Raw genomic sequence first — 22,808 nt, forward strand, 5'->3', positions numbered from 1 at the left:
GCAGGCTTTTAGTATGCTATAATCAAGGCACTCTCTACTTTGACAGCCCGAACGAGAATAATTATGAGCCAAACGTTGCCGACTGGACTACCTGCCAACCTGCCTTTTGATGAAGGATTTTTTAGCCATTTTACCGACATCATGGATGATATGATGACAACCAAAGAAAACCCGCTTGCCGACTCGCCGTATGTGATTGGCATGATGGGTGGCACCAGCCTTGACGGACTCGATGCGGTGCTGTGCCAGTTTTATGAGATTGATGAAGACAATGATGAGCCTGTCGAGATTTTGGCGACGGTAAGCGAGCCATTTCCCGCTGATTTACGCGCCGTGTTGTTAGCGCTCACTCAACCAAACGGGGTGGCACAACTCATCGCTGATGATAATTTGGCGTTCGAGAGTGAACTTGATGTATTTGGTTGGGCGAGCGTGTTTTATGCTGAGTTTGCCGCAAATTTGGTCAATCAATTGCTCGAGAAAGCGCAGGTCACCCCTGATGAAGTAACCGCGATTGGTTGTCATGGGCAAACTGTGCGTCATCGCCCACAGTGGTCATTTAGCTTGCAACTGCTTGACCCGAATGTACTTGCTGAGCGCACTGCTATTGCGGTGGTGAGCGATTTTCGGCGCCGTGATATGGCAGTGGGTGGGCAAGGCGCACCACTCGTGCCTGCGTTTCACCAAGCCATGTTTGCTACACCGCCTTATCATGCCGATAGAGTTATGCCAAAAGTGATTTTAAATTTAGGCGGTATCGCCAATATCACGGTACTTGATGGCAGTGATGAAGTGATTGGATTTGATACAGGGGTGGCAAATTTGCTCATTGATGCTTGGTGTCAGCGTCATACCGAGCAAAGCTATGATCACAATGGCGATTGGGGAAAATCGGGGCAAGTGATTGAGCCATTATTAAATTTGCTTTTAACCCACCCATTTTTCGCCAAGCCATTCCCAAAAAGCACCGGGCGAGAGGAGTTTAATTTGGCTTGGCTTGATGCTATGCTAGAACAATTGGAGCAGCAATTCCCCAATTTGGCGTATTCACCTGCCGATGTACAAGCGACGTTGGTGGCGCTTACCGCTAAATCCGTCAGCGATGCCATTGTGTCTGTCACTCATGCTTCGCAAGGCGAGTTGTTTGTCTGTGGTGGTGGGGCGTTAAATGCCTATTTAATGAGCCGTTTACAAGATAATTTAGCCACTTGGAGCATACAAACTACCGACAAAATTGGGTTGTCGCCGTTGTGGGTCGAAGCCGTAGCGTTTGCGTGGCTGGCTCAGCAGACGATTTTGAACGTACCGAGTAACTTGCCCAGTGTCACCGGGGCAAATAAAAAAGTGGTATTGGGGCAGGTGTGCTTTTAACACAGCGCGTGTTTTTTACATCGACAATGACATTGATAGCACTAAACTTATAGCACTGGCGTATAGCGCTTATCTTATACACTTTATCTTACAGCACTTACCCTCGACTTCGGTCATCTTTGGATGAGGGCTAATGTTGTTCAATGGGCTAAAGATATATACAATCAACCTAAAGACATTAAAGTTATTGTGTTTACACTTGTACACTATTTTTGCTAAACTTTCATAAAATGTTATTCAAAAAATATTATTCAAAAATTCGAGCATGAAATGACCACAAAAATTAGCCCAAAAAAGCCCCGCTACGACGAACGCCCTGACCATGAGCGTATTGTTATCACAGGCATGGGAGCCATTACCTCGCTAGGACTCGATGTAGAGAGTACTTGGCAACGGCTCATTAATGGCGAAAGCGGTATCAAAGCGATTAGCCATTTTGACGCCACTGACTACCGCGCGCAAATCGCCGGCACAGTGGATGGGTTTGATATCGGCTTGTACATGAATGCCAAAGACGCGCGTCGGTATGACACCTTTGTGCAATATGGCGTTGCCGCAGCAGCACAAGCCTTGAAGCAAGCAGGCTTTATCAGTGAGTTACAAGCCGCGCCTGTACAGCAGGTTGACCCCGACCGTATCGGGGTGATTATCGGCTCAGGGATTGGCGGTATCACCACCATTGAAGACACAGCGGTAAAACTTCATAGCGAAGGTCCGCGTAAAATCTCGCCGTTTTTTGTGCCCTCAGCCATTGTGAATATGGCAGCTGGACAAGTGGCGATTCGTCATGGGATTAAAGGGTTAAATCTTGCCACTTCTACCGCTTGTACCACAGCGACTCATGCGATTGGCTTGGCGGCAAGGTTGATTGCGTATGGCGATGCCGATGTGATTTTGGCGGGCGGCTGTGAAAAAGCCTCAAGCCAGCTGGGTATTGGTGGTTTCTCGGCAATGCAAGCGTTATCAACGCGCAACGATGCACCGACCAAAGCCAGTCGTCCATTTGACAAAGACCGTGATGGTTTTGTGCTGGGTGATGGTGCAGGCGTGCTGGTGATGGAAAGCCTTGCCCACGCCAAAGCGCGCGGTGCGACGATTCTGGCAGAGTTTGTCGGCTTTGGCATGAGTGATGATGCCAGTCATATCACTGCGCCACCGGAAAATGGTGAAGGTGCCGCTATGGCGATGCGCCACGCCTTGAATGATGCTGGCATTGCACCCAGTGACGTTGGCTACATCAATACCCATGGCACCAGTACCCCAGCGGGTGATGTGGCAGAGAGTCGTGCGATTGCGAGTATCTTTGGTGAGAACATGGTAGTAAGTTCCACCAAATCGATGACCGGTCATCTACTGGGCGCTGCAGGCGGTATCGAAGCGATTTTCACCGTTAAGGCGCTGCAACAACAAATATTGCCACCGACCATCAATTTGGATCATCAAGACCCTGAGTGCAAGCTTGACTATGTAGCGCATACAGCCCGTAAAGTCGACCACTTAACCCATGCGATTTCTAACAGCTTTGGGTTTGGTGGTACCAACGGCTCGCTGTTGTTTGCCAAATGGCAGTCACGATAAATAGCAATCACTGCGATGATAGCATTAATCCTTTAACGGTGTGAATTTTGAAAACGGCTATTGAAATTGTAGCCGTTTTTTCGTTAAATGAAGCTATCCTATTTCATCCTTAACGCTGGACACCATTCATGTCAGGATTTGCCTTCTCCCACCAATTTTCAAAGCGCTGGCTCGCCACCCCTACCCCTGTCAAACACGCCATTATTCAAGAACTCGATGATATCGTTACCTTACTTTATCCCGATACCGACCTTGATGAATATGAGTTTAGCGTGCCTAATCTGCATGATAAAGTCGAAGAATTACTGGCTATCGAGCGTGACCACCAAGAAAAATTACAAGCGCAACTACGTGAGCGAGAGCTTGAAGAGCAACGCCTAGAACAAGAAAGATTGGAACAACACAGACTGGAACAAGAACGCTTAGAAAACAAACGCCTAGAAACCGAGCGCTTGGAAAAAGAGCGCCTTGAGCAACAACGACTGGAAGCTGAGCGCTTAAAACAAGAAAGGCATGAAGCAGAACATCTTGAACAACAGCGCCTTGAACAAGCACAGTTAACACAAGAAAACGAGCAAGAACGCCAAGCGCAAGATGACGCAGCCATTGCGCTACTGGAGCAAGAACGCGCCATTGCCAAACAAGCGCATCTAGCAAAACAGGCAAACCCTGCAAAACTAGCGACGCAACTATCAACTGGCTCAATTGAGGGTGCAAATCACCAGCTAGATGAACAAGCGCAGTCCAAGGATACCGCAACTAGCGATGTCACGATTGAGCGCCATCGCAGTGAGATGGTCTATGCCATTGATCACACTGATACCGCTGATAACACTGATAAAATTGCTGAGCCGTTAGCTGATGACCCAACAGCGGCCTTGATGACCCATGAAACGCGCGTTACTGACCCACTTGTTGATATTGACAACCCATCTATCGCCACCACGCCCGCTATTGAACAAATCAAACAAGATATCGTCAAACAGCTGCAAGGCTATATCGACAACTATTTGCTCGAATCAATGACGCTGATGAATGAGGATTTGAATCAATGGCTCAAAACCGAAGTGGAAAAACAGCTGACTGTTCGTTTATCACAAAGCCATTAAACAGGCACTTGACTAAAGATATCGTTAGATAACTCATAATGATGACGGGCTTTGATACATTGCTCGTCACCGACTTGTACCGATTGGCAGGTGCTTGAACGTTTATCATAGATTTGGCAAGCCACCGAGTTACCAACTTCGCCCGCTAATGCAATACATCTGACCGGCTTTGTTTCGGTACCTTTCATACAGCTATAAAAATCATTGACTTTGACCGTCATATCCTCGGGGATACCGAGTGTCTCGCCTTCTGCCCAATAAAAAGACACCCGATAGTTAGCGCAACATGCGCCACAGTGCATGCAGATATCGCTATCCGCCGCTGCGCTTGATTTAAAAAAAATTTCTGCCATTGTTACAATGCCATGTCATTATCATTGTTAACTACCCATTTCAGCCAAAACGGCTAAAAATTTAATATCAGCCATGCAACACTTTATAAATGGTATTGGCCATTACCTTACCAATGCCATTTACTTGCCCAATTTCATCTTGTGATGCGCCAAGCAGCTGCTGCAAGCCGCCAAAATGATTGAGCAACTCTCGGCGGCGTTTTTCGCCAAGCCCAGGGATGGCTTCTAGCACCGAGCTTGAGCGGCGTTTATCGCGTTTTTTGCGGTGTGCGGTAATGGCAAAGCGGTGCGCTTCATCACGGATATGCATAATCAAATGCAGTGCTTTGCTATCAGCCGGCAAATCGAGTGGCTCACGGTCAATAAAATGCAGTACCTCAAGCCCAGCCTTGCGACCTTCGCCTTTTGCCACCCCGACGAGCAAGGTTTGGGTTAAAATCCCCAGCTCGCTCAGTACATCTTTTGCCATATTAAGCTGCCCCTTACCGCCATCAATCAGCAATAAATCTGGCAGCGGCTGTTTGCTATAGCGGCGGTTTAATACTTGCTTCATGGCGGCATAGTCGTCACCGCCCGTGATGCCATGAATGGCATATTGGCGATAGTCGCGTTTGCGTAGCCCGCCTTGGTCAGCGACCACACAGCTTGCGATGGTGGCTTCACCCATGGTATGGGAGATATCAAAACATTCGATACGATCGAGCGATTTGCCTTGCAGCGCCTCTTTTAATACCGCATTGAGCGCGTTAAAGCGAGATTTAACTTCCAAATAATCGCCCAATTTGGTTTGCAGGGCGTTGTTGGCATTCATTTGGGCAAGGGTGAGCCATTCGCTCCGCTGCTCACGAACTTTGGTTTTTATCGTCACCTTTTTGCCAAAGGTTTCAGTTAAGGCTTCTGTCATCGCGGTTTGGTCGGGCAACTCATGGCTTATAATCAGCTCTTCGGGCAAATCATCACTGACTTGAAAATAAAACGAGCTGACAAACTCAGACAAGTTATCCGCTATGTCGTTTTCACTATCCACATCAGGAAAATAATTGTTGCCACCCAAAACCTGCCCATTACGCACATTCATGACATGCACACAGGTAATGCCCGCTTGACTGGCGATGGCGATGATATCGGCTTCACCTTTGACCGTATATACCGCTTGTTTGGCTTGTACTTCGCGTAGCATCGAGAGTTGGTCGCGATACAAGGCGGCTTGCTCAAAGTTCATGTCTTCAGCCGCCTGCTCCATTTTACCCACCAATTTGACTTGCAAATCCGTGCCTTCCCCTTTTAAAAATCGAATGGTGTTGTTGACGTCATCGGCATACTCTTCGGGCGATACCAGCCCGACACACGGCGCTTTACAGCGTTTGATTTGGTACTCTAGGCAAGGTCGCTGACGCTGGGCAAAAAATGCATTGGTGCATTGGCGTACCATGAACATTTTTTGCATCATTAATAAGGTCTGTTTGGCGGCATGTGCCGAAGGAAAAGGTCCAAAAAATCTGCCTTTTTGGTGTTGCCCTTTGCCGCGCCCATAGGCAAGTCTTGGATAAGGTTTATCCGCTGAGATAAACACGTACAGATAGGATTTATCATCACGCAGTAGCACATTGTAGGGCGGTCGATGCAGCTTGATGAGGTTTTGCTCAAGCAGCAGCGCTTCGGTCTCAGAGCGGGTTATGATGGTTTCGATGTTGTCGATACGTTGCACCAGCGCCCGCGTTTTGGGGTGGTCGATGGTTTTGGCAAAGTAGCTGTTGACGCGGCTTTTGAGCGATTTGGCTTTGCCCACATAGATGATGTCGCCATTTTTGCCCAGCATTTTGTACACGCCTGGCAAGTTGGGCAGGCGCTTAATCAAGTGATCCAATCGCGCTTTGCGGTCGGCAGTCGCTGCAGCAATTTCAATGGTTGCAGGGTCGATGGCTGGATTCACGCTGCTTTTTCTTTCTTTGGGCATTTGATTTAGTTTACTTTTATATGGTTTTGCTACTATATTTAGTTGTTTTCATTGATTTTCAATCTATATTATAAAATAGTAGCTGAATGTAGAATTCACTGTACTTATAAGAATAACATTTTAAGTAACCCTTTCTACTATAGTTCAACTCACTATTAGTCAATTGCAAAACCCATTAAACAAAAGTCTGTTATAAAACACTCTCTATCTTCGCCTTCTAATTGATTCATTAGATGTCTTAAGTTAAATGGGATACTCTGTGTGATATCAGATTTCAATAATTTCGATACATAAGCATCCTGAAATAAATTTTCGGCTAGAACGAAAATACAAAAATTAATAAGTAATCTTTGTGCTTTCGAATAATTAGATTCAAAATCATATATTAGATAATCAAGAGAGCTTCTTGAAATTTGGTCATTATTCGCATTTTGAATCAAATGTATGTATAAACTATCCAAAATCTCTAGTCTAGTTTCTTCATAACTTAAAGGCATTTGATTTATACTCATATATCACTGTTTTGACTTTTAAGTAATTTCAATCTTAAACTACTAATCCGAACCCCCACTTTTGACACGAATAGTTTGTCCAGCCGGGCGTTTTTTGACCCAATTGATAAATTTTTGCATCTCGGTATGTTCTTTTAGCCGCTCAACCGTATGGTAGTAGCTGGATAATTCTTGGTTGCTAAACACTTCATGCACTTGTGCATGACAAGCAGGACACAGCATGGCGATGTCGTTTTTCATTTCATCACGGCTAAATTCGCGTTTGGTACGGGCTTTGTCGTGGCGGGATTTGGGAATCAGATGATGTTGGGTTAATTCAACTTCATCACGTCCACACAATTCACACGGTGGCGATGGCGCTTTTTCCGCCAAAATCGCCTCCCAGAATGCTGCATCTTCGTTATTTTTTGCTTTACCTTTTGCCATTATTTTGTCACGCTTTGCTATCAGTTGTATCCATCATACAATAGCATTGTTGCTTTGCCAATGACGTGTTGTACCATATCTTTTTTCATGTTAAAACGAGTCTGCCATGTTATCTAAGCTATCCAATTTATCTAAGCTATCTAGGTTATCCAAGCTATCTAAGCTAAGCCAAACCTTTCAATCTCAAGCCAAAGACTACCTTAATCCGTTTCATAACCCGAAGCTGTTAAAGCAGTTTTTTAACTTTTATCCGCCATATTTTGGGGCGGGTATTCGTGTTGACAGCCTTGATTTCGCCAACCACCATATTCGCGTACGTTTACTCTTAAACAAACTCAATCAAAACATCGTTGGCACCCAGTTTGGGGGCAGTTTGTATTCGATGACTGACCCATTTTTGATGATTTTGTTGATGCAAGCGTTGGGCAATGCGTACGTGGTATGGGATAAGTCGGCGAGCATTGATTTTGTTAAAGCGGGCAAAAGCGATGTGTTTGCAGATTTTCACCTGGATGACACCGAAATCGATACCATAAAAGCCTTGGCAAAGGATGGTAAAGCGGTGTTCCGCAACTATGAGGTACAGGTGGTTGACGACCAAAATGCGGTGGTCGCCACTGTCACCAAAACCCTGTACATTCGGTTACGAGCCTATAGTAAATCAAAAAACCAAACGGTCAGAATTTAGCGGAAGGGCGTTAGTCTTTGACTGCTAAGGTAATGGTATAAGTTTTACCTTGCTTGATTTTATCCGAATTACCAAACACTTCGGTAAATGAGCGTTTCATAAAGTCCCGCAAGCCGTTGATGGTTACCACATAGAACCGTGCGCCACTTTCCATCGCATTGTAGGCATCGAGCAAATACAGATAATGCTGTTCTTTACTGGCTTTGGCAGGTAAGTTACTCATCACTAGGCTAAATTTTTTGTCTTTTTCAACATCCCGAAAGCCATTGGATAGCTGAACTTGGGCATTATTTAAATGGTTTTTTTGGCAGTTAAGTTTGGCATATTCTACCGCCACAAAGTCTTTGTCGATGAGCAAGTGCTGTCCGTTTGGGCATTCACGGGCGGCAGTCATCCCCAGTACGCCATAGCCACAGCCTAGGTCGATTGAGTGGTCTTCGTCTTTGAACTCGATATAGTCAAGCAGCATAAGGCTACCCTCGTCGAGTTTTTCGGGCGAGAAAATTCCCCAAGTGCTGGTAAAGTGGAACGGCTTGCCGAGTACATCTTGGGTAAATTGGATGTCATCTCGCCAATGTTTTGATTTTTCTAACAGGTCGGTGGGGATTTTGTGCATTTTTAGTCCTTATAATTACGGGCAAACGGCAAATAGATTGGTGTTTGGACAGTCTGGAATGCTGACGTTAGGTGAGTTTTTAAATTCAGCTTCATTGAGTAATCCACCGCCACCCAAATGAATCTCATCACCTTCTTTATAATCTTTACCAAGATAAGTTAGGGTTTTAGTCGCTTCATTCCAACTTGCACTATCCTCAGAGAAAATAGGTTGAATGTCGGTATTTCCACCTGTCCCAACTACCAAGCATTTCCCCTTTACCCTTAGTTTCCCATGAAGGGCGGCAACGGGGCAAGTTGCTACCGTAATAGTGTTACTATCCTTATTGTTAGGTAATACTTCCTTCGCTGGTTCTTTTTTTGCTGAATGACTAATGGCTAGTCTTGAAATAGAAATTTTGTCTTGAGGTGTAGCTTGTGATTTCACAACTAAAGCGTTATCAGCTCTTTGTGTCGATGTATTTTGCTGACAACCAAACAAGCCAAAAACCATCGTTAAACCAACCATTTTTAACTTTGAAAACATTTTAAAATCCTTTTAAATCACCTTACTAAAGCGATTGCCTTCTTTACTCGCCAAATAAGTATCAAAAACCATTGCCACATTACGTCCCAAAAGTCGCCCTTTTGGTAGCACCCGAATCCCTTTGGCATCCATATCAACGAGTTTATCCGCTTGCATCTCCCCCAGTTGGCGGATTTCATCAATAAAATAGGTCATCGGGTCAATACTAAAGCGCGCATTCACATCTTTAAAATCAATATAATCATGGCATAGCAGATTCATAATCACATAACGGCGCAGCAAGTCAGGCAAGCGCGCAGAAATCACCTTCACCGCAGGCAATTTTCCCGCATTGATGAGATTTTGATAATCGCTTAAATCCGTTGGATTTTGCAAAATATGCAGACCGATTTGGCTAATCGACGACACCCCAAAACCCAATAAATCACAATTGCCATGCGTGGTATACCCTTGAAAATTGCGGTGCAATTTGCCCTCACGTTGCGCAATCGCCAGCTCATCATCAGGCTTGGCAAAGTGGTCAATGCCGATATATTGATAGCCTGCGTCAGTCAGTGCGTGGATGGTATTACCGAGCATGGTCAATTTGTCGGCAGGGCTTGGCAAATCGGCTTCATTGATTTGACGCTGACCTTTAAATCGCTCTGGCAAATGCGCATAGTTAAAAACAGACAGACGGTCTGGCGAGATAGCGATGATGCGCTCAACCGTATTGCGCATGCTATCCACCGTTTGGTGCGGCAACCCATAAATCAAGTCAATATTGATAGAATGAAACCCAAGGCGGCGAGCTTCCGTCATCACGCCTCGAATCATTTCTTCTGACTGCACGCGATTGACGGCAATTTGCACTTTTTCTTGCAAATCCTGCACACCAAAACTCACCCGATTAAACCCAAGTCCACGCAATATCTCAAGCGTGGTCGGGCGCAATTCTCGCGGGTCAATTTCAATCGAATAATCAGCGGTAGGTTTATCGCTAAAAGTAAATTGGGTTTGCAAAAAGTTCCACAATTTGACCAGCTCATCATCGGTCAAAAAGGTCGGTGTGCCGCCGCCAAAATGTACTTGTTCGACGATAGGGTCCCCTTGCATCAAGCTGCGTTTATGCCGAATTTCGGCAAAAAGATACGCTAAATAGTCGCCTGAATCACTGTTTTTCTTGGTGATGATTTTATTGCAGCCGCAGTAATAGCAGAGGTGGCGGCAAAACGGGATATGAAAATACAAAGACACTGGCACCCCTGGGTCTTTTTCTGCCAAAACGCGGGCTTCCATGCCGTCAGTAATCGGGGTAAATTCTAGCGCGGTTGGGTACGAGGTATAACGGGGACCTGAGCGGTTGTATTTATTGATGATAGCTTCATTAAACAAATGGGTTTGGGTCGTGTAGCTACGATTGGCATTGGCATACGGATTTTCGATGATTTCGACAGGACGATCAAAGGTGGGCAGTTCGCTGTCAGATAAAGGGCGAGTTTGGTCTGTCATAATAGTCTCGTATAGCGTGTAGCGTAAAATTCTCGGAATATTGGTTGTGATTATAACATAGTCATCCTAGATAGCCGATGATGAGAAAGCAGATGAATTATGCTATGATTTAGCCGTTTTTTATCAAAAATTGTCTAGTTGCTGCCATAAAAAAACGGCCTGTCTTGTGTCAAGGTAGCCGCCAATTGGTTGGAAAAGGATATTAAAAATGTCGTTTGCTCAAGTATATACACGCTCGGTGGTGGGTTTAAACGCGCCAAGCGTGATGGTTGAAGTACATTTATCGCAAGGATTGCCCGCAGTCACCATGGTCGGCTTACCCGAGGCAGCGGTACGGGAGAGTAAAGATAGGGTGCGCTCTGCCATTATCAACTCGGGTTTTCAATTTCCCAATCGCAGATTAACTATCAACCTTGCGCCCGCCGATTTACCCAAAGATGGCGCACGGCTTGATTTACCCATTGCTATAGGCATCTTGGCAGCGAGTGGTCAAATTGATGAAACCGTGCTTGCGCAGTACGAGTTTATTGGCGAATTGGCGCTCAATGGCGATTTACGAGCCATTGCTGGGGCGTTGGCAGTATCACGCGCGCTCAAAGCAGACCAGCGCACCTTGATTGTTCCCAAAGACAATGCCGATGAAGCGGTCAAAGTCGATGGCGTGAAGGTGTTGCAAGCCGATACCCTCAAAGCTGTGTGCCAACACTTGATGAATGAGCAACAACTCAGCCAAGCCGAGCATAAGGCATCTTACCAATCAGCCAATTATCAGCTAGATTTAGCCGATGTCAAAGGACAACACCAAGCCAGACGTGCGCTAGAGATTGCGGCAGCAGGCGGGCATTCGCTACTATTTTGTGGCTCACCTGGGACAGGCAAAACCTTGATGGCATCTCGCCTACCCACCATTTTGCCACCGCTCAACGACCATGAAGCGCTCGAAGTTGCTAGTATTTACTCGATTGCCAACAGTGATTATGACTATGGCACACGCCCTTTTCGCCAAGTCCATCATACTACCTCAGCGGTGGCGCTCGTGGGGGGTGGCTCGTCGCCCAAACCCGGTGAAATCACGCTCGCCAATCGGGGGGTGTTATTTTTGGATGAGATTCCAGAGTTTGATCGCAAGGTGCTTGAGGTACTCAGACAGCCTATCGAGAACAAAGAAATTGTCATCAGCCGTGCCAACTCTCAAGTACGCTTTCCCGCCAATTTTCAGCTGGTAGCAGCGATGAATCCCTGCCCCTGTGGCTACTATGGGGATAAATCAGGTCGCTGCCAGTGCCGACCCGAGCAAATCAAACGCTATCAAGAAAAGCTATCAGGACCTTTGCTGGACCGTATTGATTTGCATATTATCGTGCCTGCCCTGCCTGCCAGTGATTTGCAGTCAGCACAGAGGGGTGAGTCTTCTGCGGCAGTGCGTGAGCGGGTGATACAAGCCTATCAGCGCCAGCAAGCCAGACAGGGCAAAGCCAATAATGAACTCTCCCCCAGTGAACTTGACCAATTTGCGCCGCTTGGCGATGCAGAAAGTCGTATTTTGGCAATGGCACAAAGTCGGCTGAATCTGTCCGCTCGCGGCTATCATCGCGTCCTTCGCGTCGCCCGCACGATTGCGGATTTGGCAGGCAGTGACAATATTCAGACACCGCATCTGACAGAGGCATTAAGTTATCGTAGTCAATTAACGAATGCCTAAGTTTCGTGCTAACTCACCATACAACCAGCCTATAAAAACGGATGCTCGCGAAAAAATGTGGGCGGTAGGTTATCGTATTGGGTATCGTTGACGTATTTGGCTTCAAACTGTTTTTTCAGCGCTTTATAATCCGCATTGGCGCGGCATTCATCCCATTTTTGCTTAAAAATTTGCGCAGATTGGGTTTTGATTTGTGCGGATTCAAGCTGCTGTGATTGCTGTGGCAACTGCTCACGCCCATGCGCGCCACTTTGTCCTTTTTTAGCGTCAGGGACAGCGCCGTCATATTTTTTGCCCCCTTTGTGATTGGCATAACGACGCGAGCGCGTATAACCCATTTGGATAAATTTACGCGCCATATCAGCACCGACAAAATCCCCTTGAGCAAGGTAGTCCAAAAACATCGCATAGATGGTATCACTGCTCGCGCGCGCAAGTTCCGGCGTAGCAAATCGCCAATGCGGCAAAATCTCGGATTTATACGGCTCTACCAATAATACCCCTTGCTCACCGCGCCCCACCCGATACAACGCTGGATGCTCGCGAAAATTCAGCGTGTCAAAGTTGAGATGATAGTTAAATTCGTGCATGACTCAAAAACTCGGTCAGCGTGGCAAAGTCATCAAAGGTATGGGTCGGATGATAGTCACGAATATCTTGCCCATAGTTATAGCCGTATGATAATCCTAAGGTATCCATGCCCGCGTTTTGCCCTGCCAAAATATCGTTTTTGGAATCACCAATCATATAGCTTTGAGCGATGCTAAAGCCCAGTTTGTCACAGACGTGAAATAGTGGCATCGGGTCAGGTTTTTTGGCAGGCAAGCTATCGCCACCCAAAATATAAGCAAAAAGAGCTTGCCAACCCAATTTTTCGACAATCGCCGGAACAAAATCAATGGGTTTATTGGTGGCAATTGCGAGGGTATAGCCTTGCTCTTTAAGCTCACGCAACCCTTCGCTCACCCCTGCGTAGGGCTGGGTTCTGACACAGGTGTTTTGATGGTAGTAGTCAAAAAAGAGGGCAAGCGCCTGATTGGTATCGTTTTCAGTGAGATTGGGGTCAATGGTTTGTGAGCCTGATAAGGCACGTTGCACCAGTACTTTGCCACCATTGCCGACCCAGTTGCGGATGACATCTTCGCTAAAGTTGGCTTTGCCAAGCGTGGTTAGCATCGCATTGACGGCGTCTGCCAAATCTGGCACGCTATCAATCAACGTACCGTCCAAGTCAAAAATAAGTAATGATTTTTGGGTGATATTTTCCAAAGCAGATGTGGGGGTTGGGGTGTTAAGTGATTCGCTAGACATGGTGTTTCCTATCATTTGTCACCAAAGTTGATAGGCTACAGTGTAGCAGAATCACCTAAAAATACCATGCAACCGTCCATTAAAATAACCTAACCCTGACAACCAATTCCGGCTAAGAGCAGGTTTGACTAAAAACGTTAGTTTTCGCCATTACTCGGTTGATAATCTAGTGAGGCATCAGCGATTTCATTGCTAGCTTCGGGATTCAGCGCGCTGTCCTTTTTGGCGCCCAGTTTTTGATAACGCACATCTTCACCGGTAATACAAAAAATCAATTGCTCAGAGATATTACGCGCATGCGCACCAATACGCTCTATCGAACGTAGCACCCATAAAATATCAATGACTTTTGCTACATAGCGACCATCTTCCATGATGTATGTCATCATCGCGCGTGACGCAGATTTGTACATTGCATCAATTTCACTATCCTGCTCTATCACTTGGTAAGCACCTGTTGCATCAAACTTGGCAAAGGCTTCTAGCGCATTTTTTAGCATCATCTGCACAAAATTACCCATTTGATGCGCTTCATGATACCCAATCGGTGATTGACCTTCACGGGTGGCACGGCGCGCCATCTTGGCGATTTTTTTGGCTTCATCACCAATACGCTCAATGTCAGCACTGCATTTGCTCACTGCCATGATTAGGCGTAAGTCGGTAGCAGCAGGTTGACGACGTGCCAATACTTTGACCACCGAATCATCAAGCTGCTGCTCAGTAAAGTTGATTTCTTTGTCACCATCAATGACATCTTCGGCAAGCGCCACATCACTTTTTACCAAAGATTCAATTGCTTTGGTGAGATTGGCTTCTGCCATGCCACCCATTTTTAAAAATAAATTGACCAAGTTTTGTAAATCTTGGTCATAACTTTTTGATAAATGCTCACCAATTAAATTCATATTTCCCTTCCTAACTCATGGATTGTGACTCATGGACTGTGCAAAATTGTGATTAAAAAAGACGTTAAAGAAAAGCTAACTATAACTAAAAATTACGACAAAATGATGAAAAATAGCGCGCCTATTCGCTGATATTGCATCATATAAACCGAGCAAAAAACCTAACAAACATTTCAATGTCATCAAACTTTAACATAACCGTAATAGATTTGACATTTTGTTACATTAACATGGCAACAATTTTTCAGCTTTGGGTGATTTAAAACGCGACATATTGGTTGGCGACTCCCAAGCTAAGTTACCATCTTCCCTGACAATCATCTCATTTGTCCATCAAGGAATCATTATGAAACTATCACATTTAATCGTCAGTGTGGCATTCGCTGCTGTAGGCGTACAAGCCAATGCTGTCAACATCACAGGCGCTGGTGCAACCTTCCCACAACCTGTTTACTCAAAATGGGCAAGCGACTACCAAAAAGCAACGGGTAATCAAGTAAACTACCAAGGTATCGGCTCTTCAGGCGGTATCAAACAAATCCAAGCAAAAACGGTTGATTTTGGTGCCACTGATGCGCCCATGAGCCCAGCAGAGCTAAATGCCAGCGGCTTAATCCAATTCCCCGCAGTCATTGGCGGTATCGTACCTGTGGTAAACATCGCTGGCGTCAAACCCGGTCAATTAAAACTATCGGGCACCGTCCTTGCTGACATCTATATGGGCAAAATCACTACTTGGAACGATGCACGTATCCAAGCATTAAACCCAGGCGTTGCCCTACCTGCCGCTAAGATTACAACTGTTAATCGCTCAGACGGTTCAGGTACCACTTTCGTATTTACCAACTACCTAAGCCAAGTATCAAGCGATTGGAAAGCAAAAGTAGGCGCAGACAAAACCGTTAAATGGCCCAATGCTGCAGCAAGCGTGGGTGGTAAAGGTAACGAAGGCGTATCAAGTAATGTACAACGTGTTGCCAACTCCATCGGTTATGTTGAATATGCTTACGCAAAACAAAACCGTTTAGCGTATACCCAACTTCAAAACCGCGCCGGTAAATTTGTACTACCAGACGATTCAACGTTTGCCGCAGCGTCAAACATTAACTGGGCACAATACCCTGGTTTTGCAGTGACCATCACTAACATGCCAGCAGCCAACGCATGGCCAATCTCTGCAGCGACGTTCATCCTCGTACCTCGTACGGGCGGTGCAAAAGCCAAAGAAGTGCTTAAATTCTTTGACTGGGCATTTACTAATGGCGATGCACAAGCAACCGCACTCGACTACGTTCCCCTACCTGCCGCTACTAAAGCTGCGGTTCGTAAAGAATGGACGAAAGTTAAATAGTCATTTGCGTCAGCTTGCTACGCAAATTAACCCTGCCGATTGGCGGGGTTTTTCAGCTCAAAATTTTGCCAAAAAAGAGCATTATATCAGCTGATTATCTAGCACTTTGACCGTCTCATCGGTCAGATTGCCCGCAGCTTTTTGTAGGTCAATGTAGGCATTTAAATAATCAAAATACGCATTAATCAAATCGCGTTTGGCAGCGTGATATTGACGCTCTGCCAGTAGTGTATCTACCATCGAGCGCACCCCCAAATCATAGCCTGTTTTTGACGCTTGGGCGACGCGGCGATTGGCTTCCACGGCAGTTTGCTGGGCTTTAATTGTGGCACGCTGTGCGACCAAATTTAGATAGGCTTGGCTAGTCTGAGTCATCGCGGCTTGGTACACATAGGCGAGGCGACTTTTTGCCGCTTGCGCTTGTAGATTGCCTTGCTCAACGCCTGCACGTGTCCGCCCACCGGTATAAAACGGAAAATCCACTTCTACTCCAAAGCTATAATTGGTGCCATCAATAGCGCTTTGGTTATTATGGGTATAATCTTGCCAACCCACATTGCCTACCAAATCGACACGGGGGTAGATATTGGCTTTGAGATAATCGACTTGTTTGTTAGCAATCGCCACTTGGGTTTGTGCTAACTGAATATCGAGATTATTATTTTGTGACTGCTGCATCCAGTTTTCGATACTTTGACTTGCCACAAGATTCAAATCAGGTGGTAATTTGATAGCGTCTAGCTGATTGATTGGTTGACCGGTGAGCAGTGATAACTGCTGTTTGGCATTTACGATTGCCACGTCATTGTTGGCGATAGAGGCGCTGACGCTTTCAAGCCTTGCACGGCTTTCTTCGGTATCTACCCGCGCCGCTACCCCTTGCGCGAGTCTCGCTTGCATCATGTCATTTTGTGCTTTGAGTGCGGCGAACTCGGCATTGAGGCTATCTGTCATCGCTTCAGCGCGCAATACATTGAGATAGGCTTTGCTGATTTGCTCGATGAGTTGTTGGTGCTGCTGTAATAGCTGGATGTCATTGGCTTGACTGGCGAGCACGGCTTTTTCATAGTTTGCCCATTTATCAGCACGAAACAAGGCTTGGCGCAGTCCGATACCAATTTGGCTTACGCTATTGCCCGTGTCTGGGATGTTATCATCTTTGGGATAAAACTGGTTATGTTTGACACTGCCTTGTAGTCCCACTTGCGGCAGCATATCGCCAAACGCTAGCTGCACATTTTTTTGCGTTGCCAAATAGTCATATTGTTGCCCTGCCCAATTGCCATTGGTGCGCTGGGCTGCACTATACAATTCCCACAAATCCTTTGCCATCGCGGCTGGACTGAGGGACATCGACCCTATCAATGACACTGCTATCGCCCCTAACCGCCATCGGGCGCCAGTCGCTTTACGATTCCACAAACCGATACATTCCATATCAATAATTACAACATTTTCAACAACCAAGGAGCCTCTATCATACCGATAGTTGTCAAAAAAATCAGTAATTTAGTTGAGTAAATCATCGTCACAAAATGGCTAAAAATCTATTAGGTAAACCTGTGAGTTTTTGTTAATATGGAGGTATTGACTCGGGGTGCAGTTGGATGACATACCAACGGCTGAGACATACCCGCCGAACCTGACACGGTTAATACCGTCGTAGGGAAGTCGTCTATTAGGTTAGTTAGACCAGTGTTTTTCTAGAATCAGTCTTTTACTAGAACCAGTTTTTTCTAGAATCAGTTTTTTTAGAAACAGTCACACTCACCTATCTTCGCCCGAGTCCAGCAAACCATAATTTCATAACATAACATGGACTCGCTATGAACCAACTTACCAACGTTACCCACAAAACCCCTGCCCACCGTGACCCTACCGACGACCGCTTTGAAGAAGAAGCGCGTGATTTGACGCGCGCCTTACCGGCATCTCGCAAAGTCTATATCCAAGGCTCACGCCCCGACATCCAAGTACCGATGCGGGAAATCACCCTGACCGATACCCCGGTGGGCGGTTTTGGCAAGGCAGAAGGCGAAAAAAACCCACCGTTTTATGTGTATGACACCTCAGGGGTGTATACCGACCCCAATGTCGAAATTGACTTGACTAAAGGCTTACCAAAACTGCGTCAAGCTTGGATAGAAGCGCGCGGCGACACTGAGCAGCTTGCCAAACTCTCAAGCCAATACGGCAATGAACGTGCCAATGACATCGCCACGGCTAACCTGCGCTTTGGGCATATCGACAAGCCAAGACGGGCGATCAATGGCAAAAACGTCACCCAAATGCACTACGCCAAACAAGGCATCATCACCCCAGAGATGGAATACATCGCCATCCGTGAAACCCAAAAACAGCATGACCTGACAGATTTGCGTCAGCACGCTGGTAACAACTTTGGTGCCAATACCCCCAAAATTATCACCCCAGAATTTGTGCGTGCCGAAGTCGCCGCAGGACGGGCGATTATTCCCAATAACATCAACCACCCCGAATCAGAACCGATGATTATTGGGCGCAATTTTTTGGTCAAAATCAATGCCAATATAGGTAATTCAGCCCTGGGCTCCAGCATTGATGAAGAAGTTGCCAAAATGACCTGGGCTACCCGTTGGGGCGCGGACACCATCATGGACTTATCTACCGGTAAGCATATCCATGAAACCCGTGAATGGATTATCCGTAACTCCCCCGTGCCCATCGGTACCGTACCGATTTATCAAGCCCTAGAAAAAGTGGATGGCGTTGCCGAAGATTTGACATGGGACATCTTTAAAGACACCTTGATTGAACAAGCCGAGCAAGGTGTTGATTACTTCACCATTCACGCGGGCGTACTGCTGCGCTACGTACCTGTGACCGCCAATCGTTTGACAGGCATTGTCAGCCGCGGCGGCTCAATTATGGCGCAGTGGTGTCTTGCCCATCACAAAGAGAATTTTCTTTATACCCACTTTGAAGAAATTTGCGAGATTATGAAAGCCTACGATGTGGCTTTTAGTCTGGGTGATGGTTTACGCCCCGGTTGCCTACAAGACGCCAACGATGATGCGCAGTTTGGTGAGCTCAAAACCTTGGGCGAGCTGACCCAAGTGGCATGGCAGCATGACGTACAGGTCATGATTGAAGGTCCAGGGCACGTTGCCATGAACCGTATCAAAGAAAACATGGACTTACAGCTTGAAGTCTGTAAGGAAGCGCCTTTTTACACCCTTGGACCTTTGACGACGGATATCGCGCCAGGCTATGACCATATCACATCTGCCATTGGTGCGGCGATGATTGGTTGGTATGGTACGGCCATGCTGTGTTATGTGACGCCAAAAGAGCATTTAGGTCTGCCGAACAAAAAGGATGTCAAAGACGGTATCATCACTTACAAAATCGCAGCGCACGCGGCAGATTTGGCAAAAGGACATCCAGGTGCCCAAGCGCGGGATAACGCCTTGTCAAAAGCGCGTTTTGAGTTTCGCTGGGATGACCAGTTTAATCTCAGCCTAGACCCAGACACGGCACGTGAATTTCATGATGAAACCTTGCCAAAAGAGGCACATAAATCAGCGCATTTTTGCTCGATGTGTGGTCCAAAATTCTGCTCAATGAAAATCACCCAAAACGTGCGGGATTATGCAGCAGGGCTTGAGTTTAATAAACCACAGCTTGGGCAAGACATTACCCCTGATACAGGCGAGTTATCGGATGCCAGCCACGCTATCAAGCAGGTGGATACTGAATTGGTCGGGCAAGTCGGTGAAGCGTCTGCCGATGAAGTCCGCCTAGGTATGGAGCAGATGAAGCAAAAATTTATTGAAGAAGGCAAGCAGTTGTATAAAGAAGTTTAAGTCTTAATACTTTTATGCGATAATGTCAAGCTGATATTATCGCATAAAATTTACAAAAAAATTATTAAGGTTTAATATGGACTTCGAGGTTAAGGTACAGAACTTAGGCAAGATTAGTGATTCTACAATCTTTGTAAAGCCTCTCACCATTATCACTGGTAGTAATGCAAGTGGTAAAAGCTTTTTTACTAAAACACTGTATTCTATTATTAATATTCTCAATCAAAATCTTTTTAAACCAACTGTACTAAAAGATTTAAGAATGTTAGATAGCCTTCTAGATTTTTTAGAAAGTGAAATTCCTTACAAAGGTAAAAGGGACACTAATGAAATTAATGATTTGAGAATTATATCAAATTCCCTTCAAGATAATATTTTTGAATTATCTGACTTTGAATTGGAGGGTTTTTTTAGCTCATCAAAAGAACTTAGTAAAAAAATCAAAGATTTTCAGAATAAAATTAGTATTATCGAAAAAAGATTAAATGAGTCAGCACGAAAATCTTCAGAAACAGTTTCAAAGATTTTAGATACTTTGAAATTCAGAGCTGAACGTATTAATGAAATGATTTTGGGAAGTGAGAATGCCTACACTGATTTTATCAAAGAGAGTATTGATAAAGACTTGAACTTAAACTTCCAAATTTCAAATTCCTCGGAATTAATTTCCTTTGATAAATCTTTTGCAAAAGTTCAAATCAGCAATTTTTTAACTTATACACTTTTTGATGATAAAACTGAATTAGAACTGAATTTCAAAAGTAAATTAATGAAAGATGTATTTTCATTAAGTCAAGTTGTTTTCTTTGAGTCTCCAGCTTATTGGCGTGTGAGAGAGGCATTAATTGATAGAAAAAGAGGGCAAAGAATTACTTATCCTTTTAGTAATAGAGTCCTAAGTGGTGTTCCTGAGTATTTTTATGAACTCGATACTCTTCTGAATAATGAATATACTGAACCAACTGAAAAGCATTTTCCAGATTTAATTAAAAAGCTTGAAGATACTTTGAAAGGTAAATTCAAATTTAATGATGGGAAAGTTAGCTTTATTGATAATAATTCATCAAGAACAATCACAAAAAATTTAATTTCTTTTGGTATGACTAATTTAGGCATGATTCATGCCTTGCTTGAAAAAGGTATCATCACTAAGGGTTCATTTGTATTTATAGATGAACCTGAGTCTAATTTGCATCCTGAATGGCAAGTAATCTTAGCAGATGTTTTAATTAGCCTTGCAGAAAATGGTGTATATGTTATTACTACAACTCACAGTGCTGATATGTTAAAAGCATTTGATATCATTACCAAGGAAAGAAAATTAGAAAATAATTTTTTATCAATATCATATTTCCAAGATAATGGGTCTTTATTGAACATGGAAGAGTCTGATTTGAGCAGCATTGAACAAGCTCGTATGAAATTATTAGAACCATATGAAGACTTATTATTTAGAGGTTATGCGTTGTGATTGACCTTGAAATCGTTAAAGAGCCAATTTGCCATGCTTTAGGTAAGAATGAAGTACAACCTGAATCATCAATATATCAAGCATATAAAATTGATAGTGGGAAAAAGATTGGGTCTAATATTACAGTAAATGAAGGTCTATGCTCTTTAGTTGGATTCTCTCCTAGCGATTTTAAGCAAGCTGATTATTTTTTATTAGATGAAATAAATAATAATGCGCAAATTATAGAATTAAGTGATTTATCATCCGACTATAAAGATTGTATGAAAGCTACTAAAGACTTCGATAATGAAGATTTAACCTATGTTCAAATGATATTAAAAAATAAGGACAAAGCAAAAGATTTTGTTCATACAAAAATATGGAGTGAAGTAATATCCGAATTTAAGAATAAGTGGTTTGGTTCCATAGCGATTATCGAAAGATATTGTAGAAAAATTAATTTTAGCAATGATTTAAGTTACTCTTTTTTGATAGTATTGAAAAACAGCCAAGATCCTTACGAATTAGAAATAATTAGCAGAAAACTAAAAGGTATGGTGAGACACCAAATAAAAGTTGTTAATACTAAAAATTTAGACAAATCTCTTCTAATTAAAATTAACTAAGGATAATAAGTTTCATTTATTATCCTTAAATTTAATTCATAACTTGAAAATATCAATTATCCTTAAGGATAATAAATTACTCCTTTAACCCAAGCACATCTTGCATATCAAACTGTCCTGTTTGCTGCTCATTGACCCACACCGCAGCACGCACCGCCCCTGCGGCAAAGGTCATGCGCTCACGGGCTTTATGGGTGATTTCAACTATCTCGCCATCGGCGATAAACATCACGGTATGGTCGCCGACAATCTCGCCACCGCGAATGGCATGGATACCAATCTCGCCTGCTTTGCGTGCGCCCGTTTGACCTTCGCGACCATAAATCGCCACGTCTTTTAGGTTTTGACCGCGTCCTTTGGCAACCGCTTCAGCCATCATATAAGCGGTGCCCGATGGCGCATCAATTTTGTGTTTATGGTGGGCTTCGATGACTTCGACGTCGGCGCTGTCACCAAATGCTTTGGCAGCCATTTCAAGCAGTTTAAGGGTTAAATTCACCCCAGTTGAGTAGTTGCCCGCATACACGATGGCGATTTTTTCACTTGCCTGTTTTAAGATAGCGTTTTGTTCATCATTTAGGCCTGTTGTCCCAATGACCATATTGACGCCTTTGTCAGCACAAAGTTGTAAGTTTTTGGCAGTCGACTCAGGCAAGCTAAAATCTATGAGCACATCAATATCATGAATGACCCCTGCCAAGTCATCGACCAAAGCGACATTAGTTTTGTCAAGATTAACTAGCTCGCCCGCATCCACGCCCAACAAGCTTGAGCCTTGACGCTCTATCGCGCCTGCAAGGGTAGTTTGTGGGTTTTGTGCCACCGCTTGAATCAGCATACGTCCCATGCGCCCACCTGCGCCTATGACCCCAATTTTTACCATTTGCTTATCCTTTATCTAGCCCAATTACCTAGTGTAACTTTCTAATTTGATTTTCTAGCCTGATTTTCTTGCATAAATTTCTAAATTCAAATCATAACAGCTT

Annotated in this window: 21 protein-coding genes and 1 riboswitch; of the genes, 9 read left to right on the plus strand and 12 right to left on the minus strand. The window is 44.6% G+C overall.

From position 1 onward, the window contains the following. The first annotated feature begins 141 nt into the window (after positions 1-141). The 3 genes from RT084_RS05215 to RT084_RS05225 all read left to right on the plus strand — a co-directional run bounded on the left by RT084_RS05215 (position 142) and on the right by RT084_RS05225 (position 4,058). A complete protein-coding gene (locus tag RT084_RS05215) occupies positions 142-1,371 on the plus strand; it encodes an anhydro-N-acetylmuramic acid kinase (protein ID WP_313097958.1) in 1,230 nt (409 codons plus the stop codon). Between the two features lie 270 nt (positions 1,372-1,641). Beyond that, the gene (gene fabF / locus RT084_RS05220) at positions 1,642-2,949 is read left to right on the plus strand and encodes a beta-ketoacyl-ACP synthase II (RefSeq protein WP_313097891.1); all 1,308 of its coding nucleotides are present in this window, start codon (positions 1,642-1,644) and stop codon (positions 2,947-2,949) included. A gap of 128 nt (positions 2,950-3,077) precedes the next feature. Beyond that, on the plus strand, positions 3,078-4,058 hold the full coding sequence (locus RT084_RS05225) for a hypothetical protein (RefSeq protein WP_312384953.1): 981 nt from the start codon (positions 3,078-3,080) through the stop codon (positions 4,056-4,058). On the opposite strand, the gene RT084_RS05230 is transcribed toward RT084_RS05225, so the two are convergent. The 4 genes from RT084_RS05230 to RT084_RS05245 form a co-directional block, all read right to left on the minus strand. Continuing rightward, complete coding sequence (locus tag RT084_RS05230; protein WP_312384955.1) at positions 4,055-4,411, minus strand: YkgJ family cysteine cluster protein; 357 nt, start codon at positions 4,409-4,411, stop codon at positions 4,055-4,057. The two genes, RT084_RS05225 and RT084_RS05230, sit on opposite strands and share 4 nt — an antisense overlap. A 67-nt stretch (positions 4,412-4,478) precedes the next feature. Further along, complete coding sequence (gene uvrC, locus RT084_RS05235; RefSeq protein ID WP_172460513.1) at positions 4,479-6,317, minus strand: excinuclease ABC subunit UvrC; 1,839 nt, start codon at positions 6,315-6,317, stop codon at positions 4,479-4,481. Between the two features lie 206 nt (positions 6,318-6,523). Continuing rightward, positions 6,524-6,880: a hypothetical protein gene (locus RT084_RS05240; RefSeq protein WP_040403802.1), complete on the minus strand. Its 357-nt coding sequence runs from the start codon at positions 6,878-6,880 to the stop codon at positions 6,524-6,526. A gap of 42 nt (positions 6,881-6,922) precedes the next feature. Beyond that, complete coding sequence (locus RT084_RS05245) at positions 6,923-7,306, minus strand: HNH endonuclease (RefSeq protein WP_145988447.1); 384 nt, start codon at positions 7,304-7,306, stop codon at positions 6,923-6,925. Positions 7,307-7,412: 106 nt separating this feature from the next. On the opposite strand from RT084_RS05245, the gene RT084_RS05250 reads away from it, so the two are divergent. Continuing rightward, entirely contained in the window at positions 7,413-7,994 is a 582-nt protein-coding gene (locus tag RT084_RS05250) for a DUF4442 domain-containing protein (protein ID WP_312384957.1), read from the plus strand. Between the two features lie 10 nt (positions 7,995-8,004). On the opposite strand, the gene RT084_RS05255 is transcribed toward RT084_RS05250, so the two are convergent. Genes RT084_RS05255 through hemN form a run of 3 tightly spaced genes read right to left on the minus strand, consistent with a single transcriptional unit; the run spans position 8,005 to position 10,626 of the window. Further along, positions 8,005-8,610 (minus strand): class I SAM-dependent methyltransferase, encoded by a 606-nt coding sequence (locus tag RT084_RS05255; protein ID WP_312116029.1) that lies wholly within the window; start codon positions 8,608-8,610, stop codon positions 8,005-8,007. A 15-nt stretch (positions 8,611-8,625) separates the two neighbouring features. Beyond that, positions 8,626-9,135 carry a hypothetical protein gene (locus tag RT084_RS05260; RefSeq protein WP_312116031.1) on the minus strand — a complete coding sequence of 170 codons (510 nt, stop codon included), beginning with the start codon at positions 9,133-9,135 and terminating at the stop codon, positions 8,626-8,628. A gap of 12 nt (positions 9,136-9,147) precedes the next feature. Beyond that, a complete protein-coding gene (hemN, locus tag RT084_RS05265) occupies positions 9,148-10,626 on the minus strand; it encodes an oxygen-independent coproporphyrinogen III oxidase (RefSeq protein ID WP_313097899.1) in 1,479 nt (492 codons plus the stop codon). Between the two features lie 208 nt (positions 10,627-10,834). Between hemN and RT084_RS05270 the strand changes: the two genes are divergently transcribed. Next, the gene (locus tag RT084_RS05270) at positions 10,835-12,328 is read left to right on the plus strand and encodes a YifB family Mg chelatase-like AAA ATPase (protein WP_312384959.1); all 1,494 of its coding nucleotides are present in this window, start codon (positions 10,835-10,837) and stop codon (positions 12,326-12,328) included. 29 nt (positions 12,329-12,357) lie between these two features. Here the strand turns inward: RT084_RS05270 and RT084_RS05275 are convergent, their stop codons facing one another. The 3 genes from RT084_RS05275 to phoU all read right to left on the minus strand — a co-directional run bounded on the left by RT084_RS05275 (position 12,358) and on the right by phoU (position 14,547). Next, on the minus strand, positions 12,358-12,918 hold the full coding sequence (locus RT084_RS05275) for a DUF4385 domain-containing protein (protein WP_312384961.1): 561 nt from the start codon (positions 12,916-12,918) through the stop codon (positions 12,358-12,360). Continuing rightward, positions 12,905-13,639 (minus strand): phosphoglycolate phosphatase, encoded by a 735-nt coding sequence (locus tag RT084_RS05280; RefSeq protein WP_312384963.1) that lies wholly within the window; start codon positions 13,637-13,639, stop codon positions 12,905-12,907. The genes RT084_RS05275 and RT084_RS05280 overlap by 14 nt, the downstream gene beginning before the upstream one ends. 137 nt (positions 13,640-13,776) lie before the next feature. Continuing rightward, the gene (gene phoU / locus RT084_RS05285; protein ID WP_076775614.1) at positions 13,777-14,547 is read right to left on the minus strand and encodes a phosphate signaling complex protein PhoU; all 771 of its coding nucleotides are present in this window, start codon (positions 14,545-14,547) and stop codon (positions 13,777-13,779) included. A 346-nt stretch (positions 14,548-14,893) separates the two neighbouring features. Between phoU and pstS the strand changes: the two genes are divergently transcribed. Then, on the plus strand, positions 14,894-15,898 hold the full coding sequence (pstS, locus tag RT084_RS05290) for a phosphate ABC transporter substrate-binding protein PstS (protein WP_312384965.1): 1,005 nt from the start codon (positions 14,894-14,896) through the stop codon (positions 15,896-15,898). A gap of 81 nt (positions 15,899-15,979) precedes the next feature. Here pstS and RT084_RS05295 read toward each other — a convergent pair whose 3' ends face one another. Next, positions 15,980-17,365, minus strand: coding sequence for a TolC family protein (locus tag RT084_RS05295; RefSeq protein WP_312384968.1), 1,386 nt, complete (start codon positions 17,363-17,365; stop codon positions 15,980-15,982). A 116-nt stretch (positions 17,366-17,481) separates the two neighbouring features. After that, positions 17,482-17,584: riboswitch (TPP riboswitch) on the plus strand. A 140-nt stretch (positions 17,585-17,724) separates the two neighbouring features. Between RT084_RS05295 and thiC the strand changes: the two genes are divergently transcribed. The 3 genes from thiC (at position 17,725) to RT084_RS05310 (ending at position 21,822) form a co-directional block, all read left to right on the plus strand. After that, complete coding sequence (thiC, locus tag RT084_RS05300; protein WP_312384971.1) at positions 17,725-19,743, plus strand: phosphomethylpyrimidine synthase ThiC; 2,019 nt, start codon at positions 17,725-17,727, stop codon at positions 19,741-19,743. Between the two features lie 76 nt (positions 19,744-19,819). Beyond that, positions 19,820-21,214: an AAA family ATPase gene (locus RT084_RS05305; protein WP_036590294.1), complete on the plus strand. Its 1,395-nt coding sequence runs from the start codon at positions 19,820-19,822 to the stop codon at positions 21,212-21,214. Then, a complete protein-coding gene (locus tag RT084_RS05310; protein ID WP_095356265.1) occupies positions 21,211-21,822 on the plus strand; it encodes a hypothetical protein in 612 nt (203 codons plus the stop codon). The genes RT084_RS05305 and RT084_RS05310 overlap by 4 nt, the downstream gene beginning before the upstream one ends. Positions 21,823-21,898: 76 nt before the next feature. On the opposite strand, the gene dapB is transcribed toward RT084_RS05310, so the two are convergent. Beyond that, positions 21,899-22,705 carry a 4-hydroxy-tetrahydrodipicolinate reductase gene (dapB, locus tag RT084_RS05315; RefSeq protein WP_312384979.1) on the minus strand — a complete coding sequence of 269 codons (807 nt, stop codon included), beginning with the start codon at positions 22,703-22,705 and terminating at the stop codon, positions 21,899-21,901. Between the last annotated feature and the right edge of the window lie 103 nt (positions 22,706-22,808).

This window comes from Moraxella sp. CTOTU48717 (assembly GCF_032057165.1).
Taxonomy (GTDB): Bacteria; Pseudomonadota; Gammaproteobacteria; order Pseudomonadales; family Moraxellaceae; genus Faucicola; species Faucicola tetraodonis.